The sequence below is a fragment of the Gordonia amicalis genome (assembly GCF_022059885.1).
In the GTDB taxonomy this organism is placed as follows: domain Bacteria; phylum Actinomycetota; class Actinomycetes; order Mycobacteriales; family Mycobacteriaceae; genus Gordonia; species Gordonia amicalis.
Genome location: NZ_CP091855.1, coordinates 1,443,237 through 1,466,838, shown reverse-complemented (window position 1 = coordinate 1,466,838; position 23,602 = coordinate 1,443,237). Strand labels below are relative to the sequence as shown.

At 66.8% G+C, this 23,602-nt stretch carries 21 protein-coding genes; 3 read left to right on the top strand and 18 right to left on the bottom strand.

Features of this window, described 5'->3' with window-relative positions:
* Positions 1–12: 12 nt before the first annotated feature.
* The gene (locus IHQ52_RS06725) at positions 13–210 is read right to left on the bottom strand and encodes a hypothetical protein (RefSeq protein ID WP_006435759.1); all 198 of its coding nucleotides are present in this window, start codon (positions 208–210) and stop codon (positions 13–15) included.
* Between the two features lie 192 nt (positions 211–402).
* On the opposite strand from IHQ52_RS06725, the gene IHQ52_RS06720 reads away from it, so the two are divergent.
* Positions 403–2,067 (top strand): MFS transporter, encoded by a 1,665-nt coding sequence (locus IHQ52_RS06720; protein ID WP_096273101.1) that lies wholly within the window; start codon positions 403–405, stop codon positions 2,065–2,067.
* 18 nt (positions 2,068–2,085) lie between these two features.
* Positions 2,086–3,351 (top strand): ArsB/NhaD family transporter, encoded by a 1,266-nt coding sequence (locus IHQ52_RS06715; protein ID WP_024500141.1) that lies wholly within the window; start codon positions 2,086–2,088, stop codon positions 3,349–3,351.
* 36 nt (positions 3,352–3,387) lie between these two features.
* Here the strand turns inward: IHQ52_RS06715 and IHQ52_RS06710 are convergent, their stop codons facing one another.
* From IHQ52_RS06710 to IHQ52_RS06680, 7 genes are all read right to left on the bottom strand, one after another.
* The gene (locus tag IHQ52_RS06710) at positions 3,388–5,019 is read right to left on the bottom strand and encodes an acyl-CoA synthetase (RefSeq protein ID WP_024500142.1); all 1,632 of its coding nucleotides are present in this window, start codon (positions 5,017–5,019) and stop codon (positions 3,388–3,390) included.
* Positions 5,020–5,072: 53 nt separating this feature from the next.
* Positions 5,073–6,245, bottom strand: a complete 1,173-nt coding sequence (locus IHQ52_RS06705) for a lipid-transfer protein (RefSeq protein WP_006435764.1) — start codon at positions 6,243–6,245, stop codon at positions 5,073–5,075.
* The gene (locus IHQ52_RS06700; RefSeq protein ID WP_096273099.1) at positions 6,245–6,703 is read right to left on the bottom strand and encodes a MaoC family dehydratase; all 459 of its coding nucleotides are present in this window, start codon (positions 6,701–6,703) and stop codon (positions 6,245–6,247) included. The genes IHQ52_RS06705 and IHQ52_RS06700 overlap by 1 nt, the downstream gene beginning before the upstream one ends.
* Positions 6,700–7,737, bottom strand: a complete 1,038-nt coding sequence (locus IHQ52_RS06695) for a bifunctional MaoC family dehydratase N-terminal/OB-fold nucleic acid binding domain-containing protein (protein ID WP_096273097.1) — start codon at positions 7,735–7,737, stop codon at positions 6,700–6,702. The genes IHQ52_RS06700 and IHQ52_RS06695 overlap by 4 nt, the downstream gene beginning before the upstream one ends.
* Positions 7,734–8,897 carry an acyl-CoA dehydrogenase family protein gene (locus IHQ52_RS06690; RefSeq protein WP_096273095.1) on the bottom strand — a complete coding sequence of 388 codons (1,164 nt, stop codon included), beginning with the start codon at positions 8,895–8,897 and terminating at the stop codon, positions 7,734–7,736. The genes IHQ52_RS06695 and IHQ52_RS06690 overlap by 4 nt, the downstream gene beginning before the upstream one ends.
* A 2-nt stretch (positions 8,898–8,899) precedes the next feature.
* Positions 8,900–10,039, bottom strand: coding sequence for an acyl-CoA dehydrogenase family protein (locus IHQ52_RS06685; RefSeq protein WP_096273093.1), 1,140 nt, complete (start codon positions 10,037–10,039; stop codon positions 8,900–8,902).
* Positions 10,040–10,158: 119 nt separating this feature from the next.
* Positions 10,159–12,345 carry an acyl-CoA dehydrogenase family protein gene (locus IHQ52_RS06680; protein WP_096273091.1) on the bottom strand — a complete coding sequence of 729 codons (2,187 nt, stop codon included), beginning with the start codon at positions 12,343–12,345 and terminating at the stop codon, positions 10,159–10,161.
* Positions 12,346–12,482: 137 nt separating this feature from the next.
* On the opposite strand from IHQ52_RS06680, the gene kstR reads away from it, so the two are divergent.
* Positions 12,483–13,133 carry a cholesterol catabolism transcriptional regulator KstR gene (kstR, locus tag IHQ52_RS06675; RefSeq protein ID WP_005194416.1) on the top strand — a complete coding sequence of 217 codons (651 nt, stop codon included), beginning with the start codon at positions 12,483–12,485 and terminating at the stop codon, positions 13,131–13,133.
* Between the two features lie 21 nt (positions 13,134–13,154).
* On the opposite strand, the gene IHQ52_RS06670 is transcribed toward kstR, so the two are convergent.
* The 10 genes from IHQ52_RS06670 to IHQ52_RS06625 form a co-directional block, all read right to left on the bottom strand.
* Positions 13,155–13,616 (bottom strand): MaoC/PaaZ C-terminal domain-containing protein, encoded by a 462-nt coding sequence (locus IHQ52_RS06670; RefSeq protein WP_096273089.1) that lies wholly within the window; start codon positions 13,614–13,616, stop codon positions 13,155–13,157.
* Positions 13,613–14,623: an alpha/beta hydrolase gene (locus IHQ52_RS06665; protein ID WP_096273087.1), complete on the bottom strand. Its 1,011-nt coding sequence runs from the start codon at positions 14,621–14,623 to the stop codon at positions 13,613–13,615. Before IHQ52_RS06665 ends, IHQ52_RS06670 begins: the two co-directional genes overlap by 4 nt.
* 99 nt (positions 14,624–14,722) lie before the next feature.
* On the bottom strand, positions 14,723–15,493 hold the full coding sequence (locus tag IHQ52_RS06660; protein WP_096273085.1) for an SDR family NAD(P)-dependent oxidoreductase: 771 nt from the start codon (positions 15,491–15,493) through the stop codon (positions 14,723–14,725).
* A gap of 61 nt (positions 15,494–15,554) precedes the next feature.
* Positions 15,555–16,316: a crotonase/enoyl-CoA hydratase family protein gene (locus IHQ52_RS06655; protein ID WP_096273083.1), complete on the bottom strand. Its 762-nt coding sequence runs from the start codon at positions 16,314–16,316 to the stop codon at positions 15,555–15,557.
* 131 nt (positions 16,317–16,447) lie between these two features.
* Complete coding sequence (locus IHQ52_RS06650) at positions 16,448–17,668, bottom strand: FAD-dependent oxidoreductase (RefSeq protein WP_157753363.1); 1,221 nt, start codon at positions 17,666–17,668, stop codon at positions 16,448–16,450.
* A 16-nt stretch (positions 17,669–17,684) separates the two neighbouring features.
* Positions 17,685–18,896, bottom strand: coding sequence for a cytochrome P450 (locus IHQ52_RS06645; protein WP_157753362.1), 1,212 nt, complete (start codon positions 18,894–18,896; stop codon positions 17,685–17,687).
* An 84-nt stretch (positions 18,897–18,980) separates the two neighbouring features.
* Positions 18,981–19,451 (bottom strand): flavodoxin domain-containing protein, encoded by a 471-nt coding sequence (locus IHQ52_RS06640; RefSeq protein WP_096273076.1) that lies wholly within the window; start codon positions 19,449–19,451, stop codon positions 18,981–18,983.
* Between the two features lie 85 nt (positions 19,452–19,536).
* Entirely contained in the window at positions 19,537–21,003 is a 1,467-nt protein-coding gene (locus IHQ52_RS06635) for an APC family permease (protein WP_198362490.1), read from the bottom strand.
* Between the two features lie 337 nt (positions 21,004–21,340).
* Entirely contained in the window at positions 21,341–21,997 is a 657-nt protein-coding gene (locus IHQ52_RS06630) for a TetR/AcrR family transcriptional regulator (RefSeq protein WP_157753361.1), read from the bottom strand.
* Between the two features lie 119 nt (positions 21,998–22,116).
* Complete coding sequence (locus tag IHQ52_RS06625; protein WP_096273072.1) at positions 22,117–23,550, bottom strand: HNH endonuclease; 1,434 nt, start codon at positions 23,548–23,550, stop codon at positions 22,117–22,119.
* Positions 23,551–23,602 lie beyond the last annotated feature (52 nt).

The following is a 23,602-nucleotide window of genomic DNA, read 5'->3' as shown; positions in this document are numbered from 1 at the left end:
CGTCGTCGGCGGTCACACCGCCGACGACGCGATGACGACGAGCGTCACGATGACGCCGATGAGCGCCGCCAGCATCGACAGCACACGCCAGACGTGGAGGCGCGCAGGCGAGACATCGGTGGTGTTCGTGGAAGCGATCGGGGTCGCGCCGGTACTGGGTACTGCAGCGGCGGACGCGACGGAGTTCGACGCGATGTGGGGTGAGGCCATGACCTGTCACCACTTTCGATTGTCCGGGGCCAACATCGACCTTTACAGCCTCAGGTACTGCAGTGATAAATGTGTCACAAGTTACCCACGTTGCGGTGGTTCACCCCACGCGTGTCGCGATAACGAAACCGCAACACGGAAATCGGCAACCCTGCAATCCTACGAGCCAGACACTGAAATCGGGGGCGGAACATGAGATTGCCGAACTACATCCGGATGGACGCACGCTCGGCATGGCTCGTGGCCGTCTCCTGCCTGTCGGTGAGCATGGTCGTCGCCGCCATGGCGGCGCTCAACACCGCCCTCCCCGACATCGCCATCGACACCGGTGCCGATTCGGCCGAGATGACCTGGATCATCGACGGTTACACACTCGCCCTCGCCGCGTTGCTGTTGCCGGCCGGAGCGGTCGGTGACCGTTTCGGTCGTCGCGAGGTCCTCATCGTCGGGCTGGTGGTCTTCGGGTTGGCATCACTGGCCGCGATCTGGGTCGACGGGCCGACCCAACTGATCATCACGCGCTGCCTCGCCGGAGCGGCGGCCGCACTGATCATGCCGACGACGTTGTCGCTCATCACCTCCGGGATGCCCGACGGTCGGCGGGCCGTCGGGATCAGCATCTGGTCGGCCGTCGCCGGCGGCGGTGCGATCGCCGGCTTCCTCGTGACCGGTGTGCTCCTCGAGTTCTTCTCCTGGCATTCGATCTTCATCACCTTCGCCGCCTCGTCGGTGGTGGCCGCTCTCCTCTGCTTCACGATCGGGACGTCGAAGGACACCGATCCCGGACGCTTCGACATCCCCGGCAGCCTGTGCTCGGTCCTGGCGATCGCCGGCGTCGTGTTCGGCCTCCTGGAGGCCCCACACCGCGGGTGGGCCGATCCTCTCGTCCTCATCTGCCTGGTCGGCGGCATCCTCCTCGCCGCACTCTTCGTGTTCGTCGAACTGCGTTCGGCCTCACCGCTCTTCGACGTGCGCCTGCTCGGCAACCGGGCATTCGGATCGGGCTCGCTGTCGGTGGCCGTGCAGTTCCTGGCCTCGTTCGGCATGTTCTACCTGGTCCTGCAGTTACTGCAGTTGGTGTTCGGTTACTCGCCGCTGCAGTCGGCGGTCGCGCTGATGCCGTTCGTCGCCGGCGTCGGTGTGTTCTCACTGCTGTCGAATTGGCTGGCGGTGCGTCTGGATTCGCTCAAGTTCGTGATCGCGGGCGGCGCGCTGTTGTCGGGTGCCGGCCTGGTGGCGCTGGGTCTGATCCGCGCGGACGACTATTGGACGCTGGCCGCGATCCTGGCGGTGATCGCGATCGGGATCGGTCTCGCCTCGGCGCCGGCCACCACCGCCATCATGTCGAACACCCCGCTCGACAATCAGGGCGTCGGATCGGCGATCAACGACACCGCACGCGAGATCGGGGCGGCCATCGGCATCGCGATCGCCGGGTCCATGGTCGCCGCCGGATACGAGTCGAGGATCGGCCCCACGGCCGATCTCGCCCGCGAACAGCTCACCGCGGCCGGACAACAGCAGATTGCCGCGGGTGATCCCACAGGCGGGCAGGCCACCATCGCGCAGGCCGAGCAGGCGGGCACGCTCATCGAGCGGTCCCTCGCCGAGGCCACGGTCGTCGTCGACAAGCTCTCCGCGCAGTCGGCGGAACTCGCCCAGAAGATCGCCGACGGCAGCCAGGCCGCCTTCGACGAACCGTTCGAGCAGGCGTCGCTGATCCTCGGCGGCATCATGCTCGTGAGCTCCGCGATCCTGCTCTGGCTGACGCCACGCCGCGTCGTCGAAGGCCCCGTCATCATCGACCGCACCGGCGACCGCGGTCCCGATCTCGACGACACGTTCGCCCGCGACTGATCGCGTAACCTGTCTCCGGTGCTCACCGTGGACAGCATCGCCGGCTGCCTCACCGGCATCGCGGCCCTCGTGGTGGTGATCATCGCAACCCTTGGCGCGCAGCGTGTCCCGGCGGTCGTGGTGGCCGCACCGGTGGCGGCACTGCTCATCCTGCTCGGCCTGACGGACCTCAGCGCCGCGGCCGCCGAGGTCACCACCATGGCCCCGACCATCGGTTTCCTCGCCGCGATGCTCGTGATCGCGGATGTCTGTGCCCGAGAAGGCGTCTTCACCTGGGTCGGGACAGTGCTCGCCGGTTGGAGTCGATCCTCACCACATCGTCTGCTGCGCATCGTCTTCGTCGCCGCGGCGGTGACCACGGCCATCCTCAGCCTCGATACGACGATCGTGTTGCTGACGCCGGTCGCCGTCGCGACCGCCAGGCACATCGGTGCGCGGGTCACGCCGATCGCGTTCTCCAGCGCTCATCTGGCCAACACCGCGTCGACCCTGCTACCGGTCTCCAACCTGACGAACCTGCTGGCGTTCTCGGCCACCGGTCTCGGCTTCCTCGGTTTCACCGGGGTGATGCTGGCCCCGTGGGTCGCGGCGATCGTCGTCGAATACCTGATCTTCCGGTGGTACTTCGCCGGCGAGTTGCGTAGTCCCACACCCGAAGCTGCACGCCGCGAACCCCCACCGCAGTCCCGGCGCCCGACGGTGCTGCTGATGGGGCTGGCCGTGCTGCTCGTCGCGTTCGTCGTGGCCGAACCGTTCGGAGTGCCGCTCGCCGCGGTCGCCGGGGTGGGCGCCGTGTTGTTCACGCTGCCCGCGCTGTTCCGCTCCCCGGTGGCCACGCTGCGCACCACGATCACCGCGGTGAACATCCCGTTCCTGGGGTTCGTCGCCACGCTCGGCGTCGTCATCCTCCCGGTACGCGACGGCCCGCTCGGCGACTGGATCGGCGGACTCATCCCGTCGTCGGCGACGCTGCTCGGCATCCTGGCGGTCGCCGTACTCGCCGCTGTCCTCGCGAACCTGGTCAACAACCTCCCGGCGACGCTGCTGCTGATCCCGCTGGTGGCACACGATCCCGGCCTGGTCCTGGCGATGCTCCTCGGCGTGAACATCGGACCGAACCTGGCCTACTTCGGATCACTGGCCAACCTGCTGTGGCGAGAGATCATGCACCGTGACGTCGCCGCCCCGACCTCACGCGAGTACCTGCGGCTCGGCGCGATCACCGTCCCCGCGACGCTGGGCGTCGCGGTGCTCGCGCTGTGGGCGAGCCTGCAGCTCACCTGAGACCCTCCCGCTCCCTGAGGTGCGAGCGAAGCGGGTTCAGACCGGGGTGCTCTCCTTGGCCGCCTCCGCCTTGGCCCAGCGGTAGTCGGCCTTGCCCGCCGGCGTGCGCTTCACCTCGTCGACGAAGACCACGGTGCGCGGGACCTTGTAGCGGGCGAGGGTTTCGCGGCAGTGATCCTGGATCGCCTCGAGCGACGGTTCGTCGGCACCCTCCGCCAGCGCGATCACCGCGGCGACCCGCTGGCCGTACTTCTCGTCGGGAACCGGGACCACGAGCGCGTCGGCGATCGCCGGATGCGCGTGCAGCGTGGCCTCGACCTCTTCGGCGTAGACCTTCTCGCCACCGGTGTTGATGCACTGCGAGCCGCGACCCAGGAAGACGATCGAGCCGTCGGCCTCGACGGTTCCCATGTCCCCCAGGATCGAGATCCGGGTGCCATCCGGCAGTGTCGGGAAGGTCTTCGCGGTCTTCTCCTCGTCCTTGTAGTAGCCGAGGGGCACATTGCCGATGCGCGCGATGTAGCCGACGTCGCCCGACCCCGGCTCGATCTTGTTGAGCCGCTCGTCGACGACCATCATGCGATCGGTCGGCGGCACCTTCAGGTTGCCGTTGTCGTCCATCATGATCTCGCCGTCGTTGCCCGACTCCGACGCACCGAAGTTGTCGCGCAGCACCAGATCCGGCTTCACGGCGAGCATGCGATCGCGCACGTGCTGCGACCAGATGGCGCCACCTGAGGTGATGGAGAACATCGAGGACAGATCCACCTCGTCCTTGCGCTTCTCCAGTTCCTCCACCAGCGGCATGCCCATGGCGTCGCCGACGATGAGGACGATGTTGACCTTCTCCTTCTCCACCTCGGTGACGATGGCCGCCGGGTCGAAGTCGCGCTGGATGACCAGGCGACCGCCGAGGGTGAAGAACGTGAACAGCGAGTACGACGCCGCACCGTGCATGAGCGGTGCCGCCAGCAGGAAGGCGATGGACGGGAAATCCTTGACCGCGGTGCCGATCTCCTCGAGGTCCTTGCGGGGATCACCGTAGGGATTACCACCGGAGAGCGGCTTGCGGAAGAAGTCGTCGTGCTGCCACATGACGCCCTTCGGGTAGCCCGTGGTGCCACCGGTGTAGAGCAGGTACAGCTCTTCGCCGTTGCGCGGTTCGAAGTCCCGGTTGTCCGGCTTGGACTCCGCGTCGGCGAAGGACACGATCTCCACCGTGCGGCCGTCGGGCAGGTCGGCGGCGGCCGCGGTCAGTTCTTCGAGAACGTCACCGATCACAAACACCGTTCGGACAGTGGGTGTCTCGGTGAGCAGCGCGGCGACGCTGCGCTGATGCTCGGGGAGTTCGACGACGATCGCACGCGAATCGGAGTTGTCGAAGATGTACTGGAGTTCGGCGTTGGTGTACCGGTAGTTGATGTTGACCGGCACGGCGCGGACCTTCAGCAGACCGAGCAGGCTGGTGACGTGCTCGACGCTGTTCTTGAGGAACAGGGCCACGTTGTCGAAGGCGCCGATCCCGGCGCCCGCGAACAGGTGTGCCACCTGGTTGGAGAGCCGGTCGAGTTCGGCGTAGCTGATCTGGCGACCCTGGTAGCTGAGCGCGATCCGCTCGGGCACCGAGTCAGCGACCGTCTCGAAGACATCGGCGAGGTTGAACTTCATCGTGCGCGCTCCTTGTTGCGGAAGTAGTCGTGATTCGGTGCTCGGATCGGCGCTCATGCGGTCAGCACCAATCCACTTGTGGGGACGCCGGTTCCAGCGGTGACGACGACCTTCTCGGCGCCGTCGACCTGATTGACCGAGGTGCCCCGGAGCTGACGGACGGCTTCGGCGATGCCGTTCATGCCGTGGATGTAGGCCTCGCCGAGCTGGCCGCCGTGGGTGTTGAGCGGCAGCCGGCCACCCACCTCCAGGGCCCCGGGCTCACGAACGAGGTCCTTGGCCTCACCGCGTCCGCAGAAGCCCAGCTCTTCGAGCTGGAGCAGCGTGTACGGCGTGAAGTGGTCGTAGAGGACGGCCATGTCCATGTCTTCGGGACCGAGGCCGGACTGCGACCAGAGCTGGCGTCCGACGAGTCCCATCTCGGGCAACGACGCCAGCTCGTCGCGGTAGTAGCTGGTCATGATGTACTGGTCCGCCGCGGAGCCGGCCGCCGCCGCGGAGATCACGGCGGGCCGGTTCGGCAGATCCTTGGCACGCTCGGCCGACACGATCACCAGTGCGACACCGCCATCGGACTCCTGACAGCAGTCGAGCAGATGCAACGGCTCGGCGATGTACCGCGAGTTCTGATGATCCTCGAGAGTGATCGGCTTCTCGTAGAAGAAGGCGTCGGGATTGACCGCGGCGTGTTTGCGGTCGACGACGGCGATCCGGCCGAAATCCGCACTGGTGGCGCCGTAGTCGTGCATGTATCGCTGGGCGATCATCGCGACGAATGCCGCCGGCGTCGACAACCCGTGCGGATAGCTGAAGGCGTTCTCGGTACCGGAGGAGTTCTCCTGGTTGGCGACCGCCGAATTCACCTGTCCGAACCGCAGTCCCGACCGTTCGTTGAATGCGCGGTAGGCGACGACGACGTCGGCGACTCCGGTCGCCACCGCCATCGCGGCCTGCTGGACGGTCGCGCATGCGGCGCCGCCGCCGTAATGGATCCGGGAGAAGTAGGTCAGCTCCGGGATTCCGACGGCACGGGCCACCGAGATCTCGCTGTTGGTGTCCATGGTGAACGTGACGAGACCGTCGACGTCGGCCGGTGTGAGACCCGCGTCGGCGATCGCCGCCGACACCGCCTCGGCCGCGAGCCGCAGCTCGCTCCGGCCGGAGTCCTTGGAGAACTCGGTGGCCCCGATGCCGGCGATCGCCGCCTGTCCGGACAGCCCGCCCATCAGTGCCCCTCCCCTTGCGTCGTCGCGTGTTGATTCGTCGTCGAGGAGCCTTCACCGATGGTGAGGGTCACGGTCGAGATGACGTGCTTGCCGAGCGAATTGGTCCCGGTGACGGCGACCGTCAGCAGGCCGTCGTCCGCGATCTCGGTGACCTCCCCGGTGAAGGTGACCGAATCGTAGGCGTACCACGGCACACCCAGTTTCAATGCGATCGAACGGATTCGGGCGGTGGGACCGGCCCAGTCGGTGACGAACCGTTCGACCAGGCCGGTGTCGGTCAGGATGTTGACGAAGATGTCCTTGGAGCCCTTGGCCTGCGCCAGGTCTCGGTCGTGGTGCACGTCCTGGAAGTCGCGGGTGGCGATGGCAGACGCGACGACGAAGGTCGGGGTCGCGTCGATGACCAACGGCGGCAAGGCCGTTCCGACGCTCACCGTCGACGTGGCAACACTGGTCACGCTTCTCCCCCTTCGCTCGCCGGTTCCCAGGCATACAGCGTCCATGCCGGTGTTCCCGCCTCGTCTCGCGCGGGGAAGTCCAGGAAGGTCACCCGCACCGGCATTCCGATCGCGACGTCCTCCGGTGCGACGCCGCGCAGTTCGCCCAGCATCCGGACACCCTCGTCGAGTTCGACAAGGGCGACGACGAACGGCAACTGCCGGCCGGGGACCTTCGGCGCCCGGTGCACCACGTAGCTGTACACGGTTCCGGTTCCCGACGCGACGACGTAGTCGGTCTCGGGCACCGATCCGTCGGCCTCCCGCGGCTTCCAGGTGGCCGGGACCGGCGGATGGCGCAGCGCACCGTCGCCGTCGCGCTGGATGCGCAGTTCGTGTGCGGACACCCCTTCCCAGAAGAAGGCCGTGTCGCGCGAGACGCTCGGCTTGAGGAGTTTCGCCGCGTCGAGGTCATCGGGAGCCGACGAATCAGTCTCGGGTGCAGCGGCCTTGGCGGCCGGACGGAACTTGAGGATGCGGAAGCGCATCTCCGCGACGATCTCGTCGGCACCGTTGTCGTCCGGCACCGACCACACGTTGCGGGTGGTGAAGAACCAGCCCTCCCCGAGTGCGGTGTTCTTGGGACCGACGACCTCGACGAGCTCGGCCGAGAGTGACACCTCCTCACCCGGTCGGGTGTAGCGGTGATAGACGGTGTCGCAGTTGGTCGCGACGACCGAGGTGAAACCCGCGTCGTCGAAGAGTTGCGTCGCGCGACCCAGCGGATCGTCGTCGGTGCGGACCCCGTGTAGTCCGCGCATCGTCCACACCTGGGCCATGGCCGGCGGTGCCACCACACCCGGATGCCCCGCAGCACGCGCCGCGGCGTCGTCGACGTAGATGGGGTTCTCGTCGCCCATCGCCTCGACCCAATTGTTGATCATCGGCTGATTGATCGGGTCGCGCCCACGAACCGGTGCGCTCGCACCGTCGTCCATGATCCCCTGCGCCGCAGCGCGGATCGCCTCGTCCCCGGTCAGCTCGGGGGCGCTCAACGCTTCGCCCTCGGGAGTCCGAGACCGGCGGTGGCGATCATGTCGCGCATGACCTCGTTGACCCCGCCGCCGAAGGTGATGACGACGTGACGCTTCTGCTGGACGTCGAGCCAGTCCACCAGGGCGGCGGTCTCGGGATCGGTGAAATCGCCGTAGCGGCCGATGATCTCGTTGGCCATCCGGCACACCGACTGGATGCGTTCGGTGGAGAACACCTTCGTCGCGGCGGCGTCGGCCATGGAGATCGCCTCACCGGTGGAGGCGACCTGCCAGTTGAGCAGTTCGTTGATCCGGCCGTAGGCGTCGATGGTGGCCAGGGCACGCCGCACGTCGGGATGCTTCGCGATCACGGTGCCGTCGGGACCCGGACGCTGAGTCCAGGCGCGGAGTCGAGCCGCCAGGCCGTCGATGCGCCCGGCCGGTCCGAGCATGACGCGTTCGTGGTTGAGCTGCGTGGTGATCAGCTTCCAGCCGTCGCCCTCCTCACCCACGCGCATCGACACCGGGACCTTCACGTCCTGGTAGTACGTGGCATTCACGTGGTGGGCGCCGTCGGCGGTGATGATCGGCGTCCAGCTGAATCCGGGATCCGTGGTGTCCACGATGAGGATCGAGATGCCCTTGTGCTTGGGCGCGTCCTTGTCGGTGCGCACGGCCAGCCAGATGTAGTCGGCGTCGTGGCCACCGGTGGTGAAGATCTTCTGGCCGTTGACCATATAGTGGTCGCCGTCGAGCACGGCGGTGGTGCTCAGCGACGCCAGGTCGGTGCCTGCCTCGGGTTCGGTGTAGCCGATGGCGAAGTGCACATCGCCGGCCAGGATCGCGGGCAGGAACTTGCGCTTCTGCTCCTCGGTGCCGTGGACCTGCAGGGTCGGGCCGACGGTCTGCAGGGTGACCGACGGCAGCGGGACGTCGGCGCGGACGGCCTCGTTGGTGAAGATCTGCTGTTCGATCTCCCCGAAGCCCTTGCCGCCGAACTCCTTCGGCCAACCCACACCGAGCCAGCCGTCGTCGCCCATCCGCTTGATGACCTTGCGGTATGTGGGTCCGTGCCGCTCGGTCAGCATGACCTTCGCTTCTTCCGGGGTCACCAGGTCGGCGAAATACTCCCGGAGTTCCTCGCGCAGCGCGCGCTGCTCGGGCGTCAGATCGATGAACATGCTCACCCCTGTGCTCGGTCGGCCGGGGCAGCGCCCTCGGTGATGTCGGCGAGTTCGTCGAGCCGCACCGCGGCCCCACCCACCAGGCGGGCGAGGTCCTTGGCGACGGAGAAGTACCGGTGCAGCGGATAGGTGATGTCCACGCCGATACCGCCGTGCAGATGGGTCATCGTCCGCAGGGTCGGCGGGATCTCCTCGGCGAGCCAGTAGGCGGCGACGCCGAGATCGGTTGCGGCGTCCAGGCCTTCGGAGAGACGCCAGGCAGCGGCGGTGGTCGACAGCTCCATCGACCGACCGACGACGTAGATGTCGGCGAGCTGCTGACCGACGGCCTGGAACAGCGCGATCGGCTTGCCGAACTGTTCGCGCGTCGAGACGTGGTCGGCGGTGAGCCGGGTGGCCCCAGCGACCAGACCGTCGGCGTAGGCGCACAGCGCGAGCCGATAGCGATCGCGCAGGACCGCCAACTCACGACTGATGACATCGGCATCGTCGACGGCGACGTCGTCGAAGCTGATCGTGTACTCGCCCCACCCGCTAGATGACGGGGTACGGGTGAGAGTGACACCGTCGGCCGTCGGGGGCACGGCCACGACGCCGGCGTCGGACGTGACGAGGAGGACCGAGGCACCCTCGGCGTGCAGGACCCCGACCTTGGTGCCGTTGAGTCGCCCGCCCCGGACGCTCGTCTGGGGCGTCGGTGTCAGCGGGTCGCCGTGTTCGCCGATCGCGATGGCAGCCCAGCGTCCGGCGGTCAGGGACTCGGCCCAGCGCGACCACACGTCCCCACCGTCGCCGGCAGCCCGGGCGAGGACGAGCGCGGCGGTCAGGGTGCCGAGCGCCGGGGTCACCGCGGCGGCGCGCCCCATCCGGCGGAACAGCGGCAGCAGTCCCGCCTCGTCGACCTCGTCACCGTCGTGGTCGGCCGGTAACGGCAACGCGAGCAACCCGGCGTCGACGAGCGCCTGCCAGGTCTCGGCATCGAAGCCGCCGACCTGATCACCTGCTCCCGCCTCACCTGCTCCCGACTCGCCGGAATCCCGCCTGCCGAAGGTCGACTCCCAGTCGGGTTGTCGTCGTGCGAACACGTCCTCCGCGACGTCGCGAACCGCGATCGCCGTGCCGTCCAGGGCAAAGTCCACCCTGCGTCTCCTCACCGTGCGCGAACTACAGAACTAGAACTTGTTCTAGTTGTATCAGAGTCGGCGCATCCGGGGGTAGAGATCCGGCTTTATCTGCGGTTTCGCGCAGCCTGGACCGGTCAGCCGCGCGGCAAACCGAGAATGCGTTCCGCCGCCGCGGTCTTGAGGATCTGGGTCGTTCCACCGGCGATCGACAGACAGCGGTTCTGCAGCACCGCGTCGGACGCATCGGTGGCCGCCAGGCCCTGCACGCCGAGGAGCCGCAGGGCGAGATCGGGCACCGACTGGCGGTGCTGCACACCGATCAATTTGCGGACGCTGGACAGCGCACCCGGGTCGAGTCCGGCGAGCTGCTGGGTGGCGGCACGGGCGTCGAGGACCCGACCGACATGTGCGTCGGCGAACTGGCTGCCGAGTGCCACCCGTTCGGCGTCGGAGAGGTCGCGCGTCATGCCCTGCACCTGACGCAGCAGCGACTCCATCTCCTTGCCGAGCCCGGACCCGCCCATCGCCACGCGTTCGTTCGCGAGGGTCGTGCGGGCCAACCGCCAGCCGTTGTTCACCTCGCCGACCACGCAGTCGTCGGGCACGACGACGTCGTCGAGGAAGACCTCGTTGAAGTTGGCGCGACCGGTCAGCTCGCGGAGCGGCCGGATGTCGATGCCCGGCGAGGACATGTCGACGAGGAAGTAGGTGATCCCCTTGTTCTTGGGGGCCTCGGCGTCGGTGCGCGCCAGACAGATGGCCCACTGCGCGTTGTGCGCCTGCGAGGTCCAGATCTTCTGACCGGACAGCTTCCAGCCGCCGTCGACGCGCTCCGCCTTGGTACGCAGCGCGGCGAGGTCGGAACCGGCCTCCGGTTCGCTGAACAGCTGGCACCAGACGATCTCGCCGGCGAGGGTCGGGGCGACGAAGCGTTCGCGCTGCGCGTCGGTGCCGTGGGACAGGATCGTCGGAATCGCCCAGGCGCCGATGACGAGGTCGGGCCGGACGACGCCGGCCGCGTCGAGTTCGGTGTCGATGAGCAACTGCAGGGCCGCATCGGCACCGAGTCCGTACGGCGCCGGCCAGTGCGGGGTGAGGTAACCGGTCTCGGCGAGGACGCGCCGCTGGTCGTCGGCGTCGGCCGCCGCGATGCGTGCGACCGTCTCGCGGACCTCGTTCCGCTTGTCCTCGACCTGCGACAGGTCGAGGGCGAAGCGCCGGCGTGCACCGGCGAGCCCGCGGTCGGCGAGCGCGGTGGCGGCATCGTGCGCGTGGTCCAGAGCCGCCTGCGCGGCGAGTGCGGACCGCAGGTAGAGATGCGCGTCGTGTTCGAAGGTGAACCCGATCCCGCCGAGCACCTGGATGCAGTCCTTGGCCGTGGCAGCCGGCGCCTGGGCCACCACGACGTCGGCGGCGAGCCGGCTGATCTCGAGTTGTTCTCGCGCAGAGGCGAGTTCGTCGGAGGAGGCGTTGAGCACCTCGTCGACCGCACCGGCCACGTCCCATGCGACGGCCGTGACCTCTTCGCTGCGGCAGAGCATCTCGGCACAGATGTGCTTGATCGCCTGGAACGATCCGATCGGCGCACCGAACTGTGTGCGGACCTTGGCGTAGTCGACCGCGGTGTCGAGGGTCCAGCGGGTGACGCCGCTCTGATACGCAGCAAGGGTCGCCGACAGCAGTCCCTCGACGAGGGGCGCATCGGGCAGTTCGACGAGATCGTCGGCGGTGACACCGGTCAGCCGCACGCGGGCCACCGAGGTGGTGCCGTCGAGCGGGGCCTCCGGCGCGATGTCGGCGCTGCCGACGTTCGGCGGGAGGATCCACCAGCGACCGTCGCGACCGGGGACGTCGAGCGCCGCGAGGACCGCGACACCCTCGGAGTAGCCGCCGACGAGCCCGAGGTCGAGGGCGTCGGACAGCGGTGCGGCCGCCCCGCCGGCGTGGCTCGCGACCGGCGTCACGACGGGTACCGCACCTTCGAGAACCTGGTCGAGGAGCGCCTGCGCCCGGGCATCGGCGCTGGTGGCGAGCGCGAGAGCAGCGGTCACCGTCGGGACGACGGGCCCCGGGACCAATTCGATGCCACACTGCTCGACCATCGCCGCGACGTCGACGAATCCCGCCCCGAGGCCACCGGACGCCTCCGGCACCGCGGCCGCGAACACACCGAACTCCGCGAGCTGACCGAACAGCCGTGTCCACTGGTCGCGCGGCTTGTCGAGGTCGGAACGGACGAGTTCGGTCACCTTCGCGGCGCGCGCCCAGGACTCGATACTGTGGCATACGGCTTGTTGTTCGGGAGACGTGGCGATAGTCACGAGTGATCCTCTGTATGTCGAGTTGTGAGGAATAATTAGAACCTGTTCTAATATGCCATGGGTGGAGGTGATCGGGTAGCCACCCGTGAATCCCCCGCCTCCCCGGTCGCCGATCACGTGAGGATGTCCGTACACACATGGCCCGCTCTGCACCAGGCAACGCCGCGGTCGACGCCCCAGCGGGGGCCGCAACCCCTGCCGCGTCGCCCGAAGCCGGTTCCACCGCGCAGCGCGAACGCCGCCGCCGCATCCTCGACGCGACGCTCGCACTTGCCTCCAAGGGCGGTTACGACGCCGTCCAGATGCGCACCGTCGCCGACAAGGCCGACGTCGCGGTCGGCACGCTCTACCGCTACTTCCCGTCCAAGGTCCACCTGCTGGTCACCGCACTGGCGCGCGAGTTCGAACGCGTCGAATCGAAGGTCGATCGCTCACAGCTGCGGGGCGACACCGCAATCGACCGTCTGCGCCACGTCCTGGACATGATCACCTTCGCGATGCAGCGCGACCCACTGCTCACCGAGGCGATGACCCGCGCCTTCATGTTCGCCGACGCGTCGGCGACCGCCGAGGTCGATCAGGTCGCCGGCATCATCGACCGGCTCCTCGCCGGCGCCATCGTCGGCGTGGGCGAGCCCACGGAAGAGGATCTCGCGATCGCCCGCGTGCTCTCGGATGTGTGGATGTCGAACCTCGTGCAGTGGCTGACCCGCCGCGCGTCGGCCACCGACGTCACCAATCGCCTCGAGCTCACGGTCCGGCTGCTGCTCAAGGACCGCGCCAACTGAGCTGAGCCCGACACGGACCTCTCAGGGTGCGGCTTTCGGCCGGGCATGCACATATGCCTCGACGACGGTCCGCATCACCGGCTTGCCGGCCACATTGACGAGTTCCGAGGTGGACGTGACGAGCGCCCGGTCGCGGTCGTCGAATTCGACGGCGTCGATGGTCAGCGAACCCGTCAACGTATCGCCGGGACGCACCGGCCGCAGGAAGACGACATCGGCAAGACGCTTGCCCGCGATGACCTTCCAGCGATACAGGACCGAGGTGACGGCGAGCTTCTGGTAGATCGACATCGTGTGCAGTCCGCTCGCGATGAGCCCGCCGTAGGCGCCGGCCTCGGCCGCGGCCTTGTCCGTGTGGAAGTCCTGTGGGTCCCAGGTCCGCGCGAAGTCGAGCAGTTCTTCTTCGGTCACGTGGTGCGTGCCGAACCGGAAGACCTGTCCGGCCTCGAGGTCATCGGCCCACAGTCGATCGGGTTCGCTCACTTCAGGTCGTTGGCGATCATCGGCCAGGTGGTCTTGAGGTCGCGCTCCCAGTAACCCCAGGAATGCGTGCCGTCGGGACGGAACAGAACCTTGTGCGGGACCTTCAGCGCGCGCATGCGCTGCGCCATCTGCTTGGTGCACTCGTTGACCGCGGCTTCGATGACCCCACCGACGACCACCTGGCTGGCAAGCGTGAAGGGATCCCCGGCGACCAGCGGGGCCTCGAGACGGTCGTACCACCCGGGAAGTCCGGTGCCACTGGTCATGTAGACCTTGGTTCCGCGCAACTTCGCGGCATTGACGTACGGGTCGTTCTTGCGCCATCCCGCCGAACCGATCGGGCCCCACATGTTGTCGACGTTGCCCATGCCGCGGTCGGCGACGACCATCCGAATGTACGTCTGCCCCAGCGGGTCACTGGTGCGGGCGCAACCGCTGTAGGCGGCGACCGACTTGTAGAGCCTGGGTGCGGCGATGGCGAGGTTCAGCACCGATGTACCGGCCATCGAGATCCCGGCGATCGCGTTCTTCCTCGTGGTGTTGAATTCCTTGTCCACCAACGGGGGAAGTTCTCGGGTCAGGAACGTCGTCCATTTGTTGCGGCCGAGGACCGGGTCGTCACGCTGCCAGTCCGTGTAGTACGAGAACGCACCGCCGATGGGCGTCACCACATTGACCTGCTTGTCGCGGAAGAACTTCGCGTACTGCGTCTTCGCCGCCCAGGTCGCCGAGTCCTCGCCGCCACCGGCCCCGTTGAGGAGGTAGAGCGTCGGACGCGGCTTGGTCTGGTTGTTGGGGCGCAGAACGTTCACCGGGACCAGTCGGCGCATCGCAGCCGAGTAGACGATCAGCGTCGTCTGGTGGGCCGAATCGTGGATGACGGTGTCGATCCGGGCGCGATTCGGGTCGGGCGCCGGTGCGGCAAGCGCCGCCGGTGCCCATCCGGTCGCCGCCACCGCGACGGCACACGCGACGACACTCAGTCGCCTCTTCCACGAGGAACGCACCAGTAGCCCCTTTTGTTAACAATGTTCTCAGACGTAACAAAGGTAACCGAGATCGGCGGGACGTCCCAAGCCGAGACGGTCGTCGTTAGGCGTTTGTGATCAGCGCGGCTGGAACCGCTGCGCCCCGTCTAGGCGCACGATCTCCCCGTTGATGTAGCCGTTCTCCAGCAGATGCTGCGCCAGCGCCGCGAATTCGTCGGGGAGACCGAGTCGCTTGGGGTAGGGCACACCCGCGGCGAACTTGGTGAGCGCCTCCTCCCCCATCGATTCCATGATCGGCGTGCGCATCGTTCCGGGAGCGATGGTGTTCAGGCGCACCGCAACCGAGCCGAGATCGCGCGCGCCCGACAGGGTGAGACCCATGACGCCGGCCTTGGCGGCGGCGTAGGCGGTCTGCCCGATCTGACCCTCGTAACCGGCGATCGAACTGGTCATCACGATCGCACCGCGCTCACCGGACTCCTTGGGCTCACCGGCCGCGAGCTTCGCCGCGGTGAGACGCAGGACGTTGTAGGTTCCGGTGAGATACAGATTGAGGGTCTTGACGAACCCCTTCATCTCTGCGGGCGATCCGTCGCGATTGACGATCCGCTGTGCCACACCGAAACCGCCGTGTGCGATGACCGCATAACGCAGGACACCGAGTTCGCTCGCCTGCTCGAGCGCGGCGTCCACCGAATCGTCGTCGAGCACGTCGGTGCGCGCGTAGACCGCCCGCTCGCCCAGTTCTTCCGCGAGTTCCTTCGCCGGCCGGTCGGCCAGGTCGGCGATCACGACCGACGCACCGGCGGCGTGCAGGCGCCGCACCGTCGCCGCGCCGAGTCCACCGGCACCGCCCGTCACCAGTACGACTTCACCCTCAAACGACATCTGTTCTCCTCACATCGATCTCATGGTCAGATTGACAGCGGGCCCTGACTGCGGACGACCCTCAGGCGCCGGTCCATTCGGGCTTGCGCTTCTCCGCGAACGCGCGGGCACCCTCGATCGCGTCCTTCGAGGTGAAGACCGGCGCCAGCAATTCGCCCTGACGGTCCCACTTCTCGTCGTCGCTCCACGATTCCGACTCGGCGATGATCCGCTTGGTGACGGCGACGGCCAGCGGGCCGTTCTCGGTGATGCGCTCGGCAAGGGCGAGAGCACCGTCGAGCGCACCGCCCTCATCGGTGAGGACGTTCACGAAGCCCCAGTCCGCGGCCTGCTCGGCGGTGAAGTTGTCGCCGGTGAGCGCCAGCTCGAGGGCCTTCTGATAGGGAATCTTCCTGGGCAGGCGCAGAAGTCCGCCGGCGCCCGCGACGAGGCCGCGCTTGACCTCCGGAATGCCGAACTTCGCCGACTTCGACGCGACGACGAGGTCGGTGGCGAGAACGAGTTCGGTTCCGCCGGCGAGCGCGAACCCCTCGACGGCCGCGATGACCGGCTTGGCCGGCGGCTTCTGCGTGAAGCCCAGCCCGCGCCCTTCGATGGCCACCGACTCGCCCGCCGCGAAGGCCTTGAGATCCATTCCGGCACAGAAGTTCCCACCCGCACCGGTCAGAATGGCGACCGACAGCTCCGGACTGTCGTCGAGTTCGTCCATCGCGTCGGCGAGCGACTGACTCACCTCGTAATTGATGGCGTTCCGCGCCTGCGGCCGGTTGATCGTGATGACGAGGATGCGCCCCCGGCGCTCCACGAGAACTGCGTCGGACATTGTCGCTGACCCCTCACCGATTCGACGATCGCTGCGAACGCGCTCACGCGGAATCGGGCGGCGTCGGCCGCAGCTCACGAGTGATCGTAATCAGAAAGGGGCCGCCCAATGGGGAAAATGAACGAACTGAGTTAGACAAGTACCCCGTCGCTGGACCGAACCACGTCGATCATCTCCTCTCGGGAGTTGAACTTGGTCCGGCACCGCCCGGGCCGGGCACGTGCGACCTCAGCATCGTCGATGATCCGCCAGTCGGCAAAGTCGACGACCCTCGCAGGCAGGAGGTGCTCGACGCCGGCCAGGCCCGGCTTGCTGATGCACCTGACGGAAAGCGCATCTGCAACCTGTGCGGCAGCGTTCTTCGCGGCAGCTCGATTCTGGGCCAGGTTCCCGAGCACTCCGCTCTGCGCACCTCCGACCCGGAAGATCTGCGTGCTGATCACCGGGTCGACAGGAGCGTCGCTCTCCGCCACGAACCCGATCGCGGTGATCACGGTGTCCGCGACGAACTCGACCTCGGTGTTCGACGCAGAATGTGTCCCCGCCAGGACCGCCCGGCCGTCGCGGTGATCCACCGCGCGGGTATCGACCGCGAAGTGGACGTTCACGGCCACCCGCGGTTCACCATCACCCGCCACCTGCTCACCGTCGATCGACACACCCACGCCCGGCAGCTCGCAGAGTTCGCGGAGCATGGCGGCGTCCCACCGCACCCGATCGCGAGGACCGCGCGCGACGATGTCGATGCGCCGGAGGTTCTCCGCTTCGAGCGCGGCTCGGGCCTCGTCGTCGACATCGCTACCGACAAGGTCCTCCGCCGTCTTGGACAGGAGTCGAGCGACGTCCATCGCGACGTTGCCCGCGCCGACGACGACCACCGATTCGCCCAGCGGCCTGCACGAATCGGCGTCGGCGCCGCGAAGGACGCTGTCCGGATCGGCGTTGATGAAGCGCAGCAACTCCCCCGCACCCAGGACCCTGGCGTCAGGGTGGACCGCTATCCCGATGGGCCGATCGTTCGGCAACCCGGTAGCGACGACGACCGCGTCGAAGGCGGCATGGAGGTCGGTCAGGGACAGGTCACGACCGATGCCGGTGTTGCCGACGAACCGCACACCCGGCGAAGCGAAGACCCGGTCGAACTGCCGGGCGACGTTCTTCATGCCCTGATGGTCGGCGGCAACGCCGTAGCGGAGCAGGCCGAACGGTGTCATGCGCCGGTCGAAGACGGTGATCGCCGCGTCGGGCATCAGCCGCCGCAACGCGATGGCGGTATAGCAACCCGACGGACCTGCACCGACGATGGCGACTTCGGCGTGTCGAGTATTCTGTCCTGCAACGGTTTTCGTCATGTCAGGCTCTCTCGGTTCAGTGCAGGCGAATCGGCAGCGAGCGGTAGTTGCGCCCGCGGTCGGTGTGGTAGGTGACCGGCTCACCGGCGAGTTCGATGCGCTCGCACCGCTCGGCGACGGTGGTGAACATCGTCTCGAGTTCCACCCGCGAAAGAAGTTGTCCGGCACAGGCATGCGGTCCGATGCTGAACGAGAGGTGTTTCGCCGCGAGCGGACGGGTGTGGTCGAACTCGTCAGGGCGCTCGAACACCTCGGGATCGCGGTTGGCCGAACCGATCATGAAGCGGATCGTGCTGCCGGCCGAAATCTGCACGCCGCTGATCTCGATGTCGGCGGTCGTGATGCGCGGGAACGACATCTCGGCCGGGTTGAGTCGGATGAGCTCCTCGATGATCATCGACCGCTCCTCGGGCTGGTTGCGGTAGGTCTCGAGGATGTCGGGCCGCTGGGCGAAGAACTCGAGGCCGATGGCTCCGGTGAATCCGGGGTTGTGCCCGCCGGAACCGAATAGCAGCATGAGGGTCTGAAGCACGTTCAGCTCGGTGAGCTCACCCCGATCCTGGGCGGCGATGAGTTCGTCGGCAAGTCCGGTGCCGGGGTTGCGTCGCTTCTCGGCGATCATCTCACGCACCCGACCCTCGAGGTAGGCGAACGCCTGCGCGGCAGCGGCATCGGAGTCCGGATGCGGTTCGGCGACAAGAGCATCCATGGCCGTGATCATCGATTCCGGAACCGGCTTCACATCATGCTCCGGAAAACCCAGGATGCGGCACATCGTGACGTGCGTCGGCTTCACGGCCAGTTCGAGGTGCGCCTCGATGACCTCACCCGGAGTCGCCGCGTCGAGCGTCTCGCGCACGACGTCGGCGGTGTGCTCAGCCCACCGCTTGATGAGCTTCGGGGTGAACCACTTGGCCGTACGACGACGGAGCGCGGTGTGCTCCGGCGGATCCTTGAATAGCATCGTGTAGGCAAAGGCCTCCCAGGCACCCATGTCGGGGTCTGCGACGCTCATGCACGGGTCCTTGCCCCACCGCACGATGTCGGCGTGCCGGAAGACGAGGTACGTCCCGTCGGAGACCTGATAGACCGGGCTCTCCGCACGCACCTTCTCGTACCAGGGGTACGGGTTGTCCCGGAACTCCTGGTCGTCCCACGGCAGCAGCTCGGACTCCGGGGGCAGAGCGGGATCGTCGAACGAGGCGGCCGGTTCGATCGTGACGGTCATGGTTGAGCTCCTTCGTCGGGAAGCGACCGGAGTCGCGTTTGGTGGGCGGTCGTTGGCGCAAGGCATTCGCGCGCGATCAGTGGATCAGACTGCGAGAGCGGCAGATTCGACCAGTGCTACACGCGCCCAGTCGGTGGCGATCTCCGAGGGGTCCTCACCCGACGCGGCATCGTGGCGCCCGATCTCCCCGACAAGTCGGGCGCCGAGATCGGTGAAGGTTGCCGAGAGCACGTCGACGGCGTTGTTGTAGGTCTCGTAAGTGCTGTCCCCGAGACCGAAGGCCAGGAACTCGATCCCGGTCAGGTCCGGGCGGAAACCGGAGAGTTCGGAGTGCAGCGGTTCCGCGGTAGCGGGCAGACCGCCCTCGCCGTAGGTCGAGGTGATGAGCAGCAGGCGCGTGTCACCGGCGGTCAGGTCGTCGAATCCGGTGACGTCGAAGTCGTCCATGGCGGTCACGGTCGCGTCGAAGTCGTTGCCGCCTAGGAATTCTGCGACGTCGTCGGCCACCATCTCGGCATTTCCGGATTCGGTGCCGTACAGGATGATCACGTTCATGGCTCGGCCTTTCGGGGTTGAGGGGTTGGCCGCCACCGGGCCGGGCATTCACGACCCGGCGGCAGACCTGGATCGGGAGTCGTTCTCAGAACTCTTGGCGTCCGATGCGCTGGTAGACGTCGGGCTTCTGGCCGCGCAGCACCCGCGCGTACAGGAAGCCGACGATCGGGATGCCGAAGGTGATCGCCAGGAAGACGGTGGTTACCGTGCCGGTGTCACCCAGGAGATCGGAGTAGTTGGCGACTGCGAGGTAGGCGACGATGCCAAGCCCGACAGACGCGACGACCGGGGCGACCACGGTCTTCCACTTCGACAGCGTGGTCACGGCGCGGCGCTTGTAGAAGTAGGCCACCACTGCCAGGCTCGCAAGGAACATGACGAGGATGATCGCGAGGTTCCCGGCGCCGGCGGCCTTCGCGTAGAGGCTGTCCGGGCTGGTACCGATCACCGCAAAGGCAACGAGCAGTACCGTCCACACGGCGCCGACGAACGAAGCGGCCATGAAGGGCGAGCGATGACTCGGGTGGACGCGACCGAGTTTCTCGGGAAGCACACCGTCGGTACCCAGCGAGAACAGATAGCGAGCCGAGGCGTTCTGGATCGAGAGCATCGAGGCGAGGATCGACGTGATGAGCAGCACCGTGATGATGTCGGAGACGACGCGCCCGGTGAGGGTGAGCATGGCGGAGTTGAACAGTCCAGCCGTGTCCGCCTCAGCCGCCGCCTGCGCCTTGTCATCACCGAGGAAGGCCAGGTAGGCCCAAGCGGCGAGTGCGTAGAACACGCCGATGCCGGCCACTGCGATGAACATCGCGCGCGGGATGGTCTTCTCCGCGTCCTTGGCCTCTTCGCGGTAGATCACCGTTGCCTCGAATCCGAGGAAGTTGCCCAGTACGAACAGGACCGCGAGTCCGAGAGCGTTGTCGGAGATCGCCGGCAGCGTGAATCCTGCGCCACCGCCGTCGGCTGGTCCGCCGTTGACGAACGATGCGACGTCGAAGACGACGACCGCGATGACCTCGAGCCCCATCACCAGTGTCAGGACCTTGGCGGACAGGTCGATGCGCCGGTAGGCGAGAGCGGTGGTCACCGCGATGATGCCCAGCCCGTAGACGTACCAGGGGATCTCCGGGAATCCGAGTGGCTCGAGGAAGCCCTTGGCAGTGATCGCGAACATCGACGGCGCGAAGAACCCGATGGCCATGTAACCGGCCGTCGCGAGGAGCGCGCTACCCAGTCCGGCGGATCGTCCGAGCCCCGCGGTGATGAAGGCGTAGAAGCCACCGGGATTGGGCACTGTCCGGCCCATCGCGACGAATCCGACCGAGAAGACGAGCAGCAGCGCCGTCACTGCGAGATAGATTGCCGGCGCGCTCGACCCGCTGAAGAGCAGGAGAACCGGGATGAAGCCGGCAACCGTGGTCAGCGGCGCCGAGAAGGCGAGCACGCTCATCACGAGCTCGCCGACGCCCATATCGCCGCGTAGGCGCTGCGGCGCCGCAGGTGCCGTAGCGGCGGCCGCCTGCGGCACCTTGATCTGTTCGATGGTCATGTCGTGTTCCTTGGTCCGAAGTTGTCTGGTCCGTGAAATCTCTGCGCGCGAATCGATTCGCGCGGTAGCCGGTCGCGACGTCGTCGGCGGGATCGGCCCGGGGTTCCAAACGCGACTTCAGTCGCGACTTGAGTATGCGTTCTCATTTGTGTCCGATACGTAAATCGGGGTGACACGGGAGTAACAGCTTCCAGGGAGGTGAGCGTCGCGTGTCGCATTGACCAAGGAACATCGAAAAGTGTTCGCATACAAAATGTCTCGTCAAATTGCCGGAACCATGCCAGCCGACTGCGAACACGCAAGAACCCACGCGCAGACACACGTGGGTTCTTGTAAGTTATTGACAGACGGCCAGATAGCCGTGGACTAGAGTTCGCATCTCGTCAATCACCGACTCAGATCCGTCTGGATCGTCACGGAATGCGACCTGCCCCAAGCGTTCCAGTACTTCGACGACGACTTCACACTGCGTGAGCGTGAGATTCTCGAAGCACCCTTCGTAACCGGACAACTCCGCGTGGAGCATGACCGCCATCTCCTCGATCCAGATGCGGTCGCGCAGGCGGGTATTGGCGGTGAAGCGCTGACCGACCCAGATGGCACGAACGAGCGGTATGCGGAACCAATCGCAGTACTGGTCGACGAGGGCGTCGACGAACTCCGTCCAGGTCCCGAAGCCCGGGTCGGAGAAGAGTTTCGCCTGCTCCTCCCGCGAGTCCAGCATGCACTGGAGTGCCAGCTCATCGAGAACGCTGTCGGGGGTCTCGAAGAACGCATAAAAGGAACCCTTACTGAAGCCCGATCGTTCGAGCAGCAGCGTCGGCGATCCGACAAGGGCGTCGACGCCCTGTTCGAGGACGATCTGAGCCGCAACGTCGAGGACGTTCCTGATCGCCGCCTTGGATCGCTCCTGCAGCGGTTTCTTGCGGAGGCCCCCGGGAAGACGCGTAGGCGGGATCGTGCCCCAGACCCGCCCGGAACCGGCATCGGTCATGTCCACACCCCTCCTCTCGTCCATCCTCATAACGCGACCGAAGTCGTGTTTTGACGATAGCAAGGGTCATGTGACGCGGGTGTTAACTGGAATGACGGTCGCGTAATGAACTCACCCGGTCACGCAGCCGCAGATGCAGCAGTCGCCATACGCTGGCGTTCCTTCCACTCCCAGACGGCATAGATCACCTCGGTGGCGTACCCGATGTCGAGTTTGCCGCCACCCACCGGCACCGTGGCATCCGCAGCGATCCGTTCGTCAGGCGTCCACCCGCCCGGCGCTTTGGTATCTGGACTCACGCCTATCTCCGAACCATCCGGCATGTAGAACGTGAACCGCTGTCCCCCATGCGCTTTGATCGCGAACTCACCTCTGTGCAACGCCCGGTGACACGTCCCGCACAACAGAATCAGGTTGTCGAGCTCGGTCTCGCCATCGTTGGACCAGAACACGACGTGATGCGCATGCAAATGCCGCGTGCGCCCGCACCCCGGCGTCTGGCAGCACCGATCCCGTAGAAACAGCGCCCGGATCATCGCTTTGGACGGCGTCCGCTGCTTACGCCCCAACCCCAACAACGCACGCTTACCGGGTCGACCAGACACCTTCTTCGACAACGCTTCCCGCACCGACGCCCCACACGCCGCTTCCGCCAGCTCCCCCTCCGCCAGCGCGGGTCCGTCATCCAGGTGAGGCCTCACCCCCTCACCCGCATGCACCAGGATCTCCGCACCGGGCGCCAACTCCGGCATGCCGATCCCTTCGTGGACCGCATCAGCCATCGCGACCACCGCCGGCGCCAGGTTCGACGGCACGTTGCGCCATAGATCCGGCCGGTTCGCCGGATTGATCTCCGAATCCGCAGCACCCACGGTCTCCAGCCGATCGTCCGAAGCGTTCCGCGGAACGCTCCCCGACACCGGCAGATCCGGATCACCTACCGTGCGAGTCCTCTCGTACTCGGCCCGCACCACACCCGCCAAGAACCGGGCACCGTCCAACGGCGCCAGTCTCATCGACACCGACAACGTGCCGTCGAAGTTCCACTCGCAACTACCCCGTGACTCCACGGGCTGCTGCTCCCCATCACCGCCGGCCGAGCTGTCGATCTGCCGCATCGCCCGCACAACCCGCTCCAACTGCGACGCCGTGCACGACAACGCCACATTCACCAGTTCCTTCTCACGAAGCGGGGTTGCCACCCGCGTCAACGCACGCACCTTCGAGTACGTCAACCGGCCCTCACCGAACATCTGCCGGACCGCTGGAAGTTCACGCAGCGCCCTGGCCACGCGGATCTGCTCCTGCGCCGTGCGCTGCGAAAGCCCCGCCCGCCACGACAACCAATGCCCCAGCGAATGAATCCCCGGACCCCGCCACGAATCCCGCTGATCCAACTCCGCCACATGGTCGAGGAATTCAGCGGTCATCGCGGTGATCTGCGCGGCATAGCCGAGCACCCGCCCCTCGAGTACCTCGTCCGACAACGACGCCGGATCCGCACCGTCGAACAACGACGACACGCCCTCGCCACGCAACGCGGTAATAGACATCCCGACCTCCCAGCCAGTTCGAACAGATATACGAACAAGCTACCGCCGACTA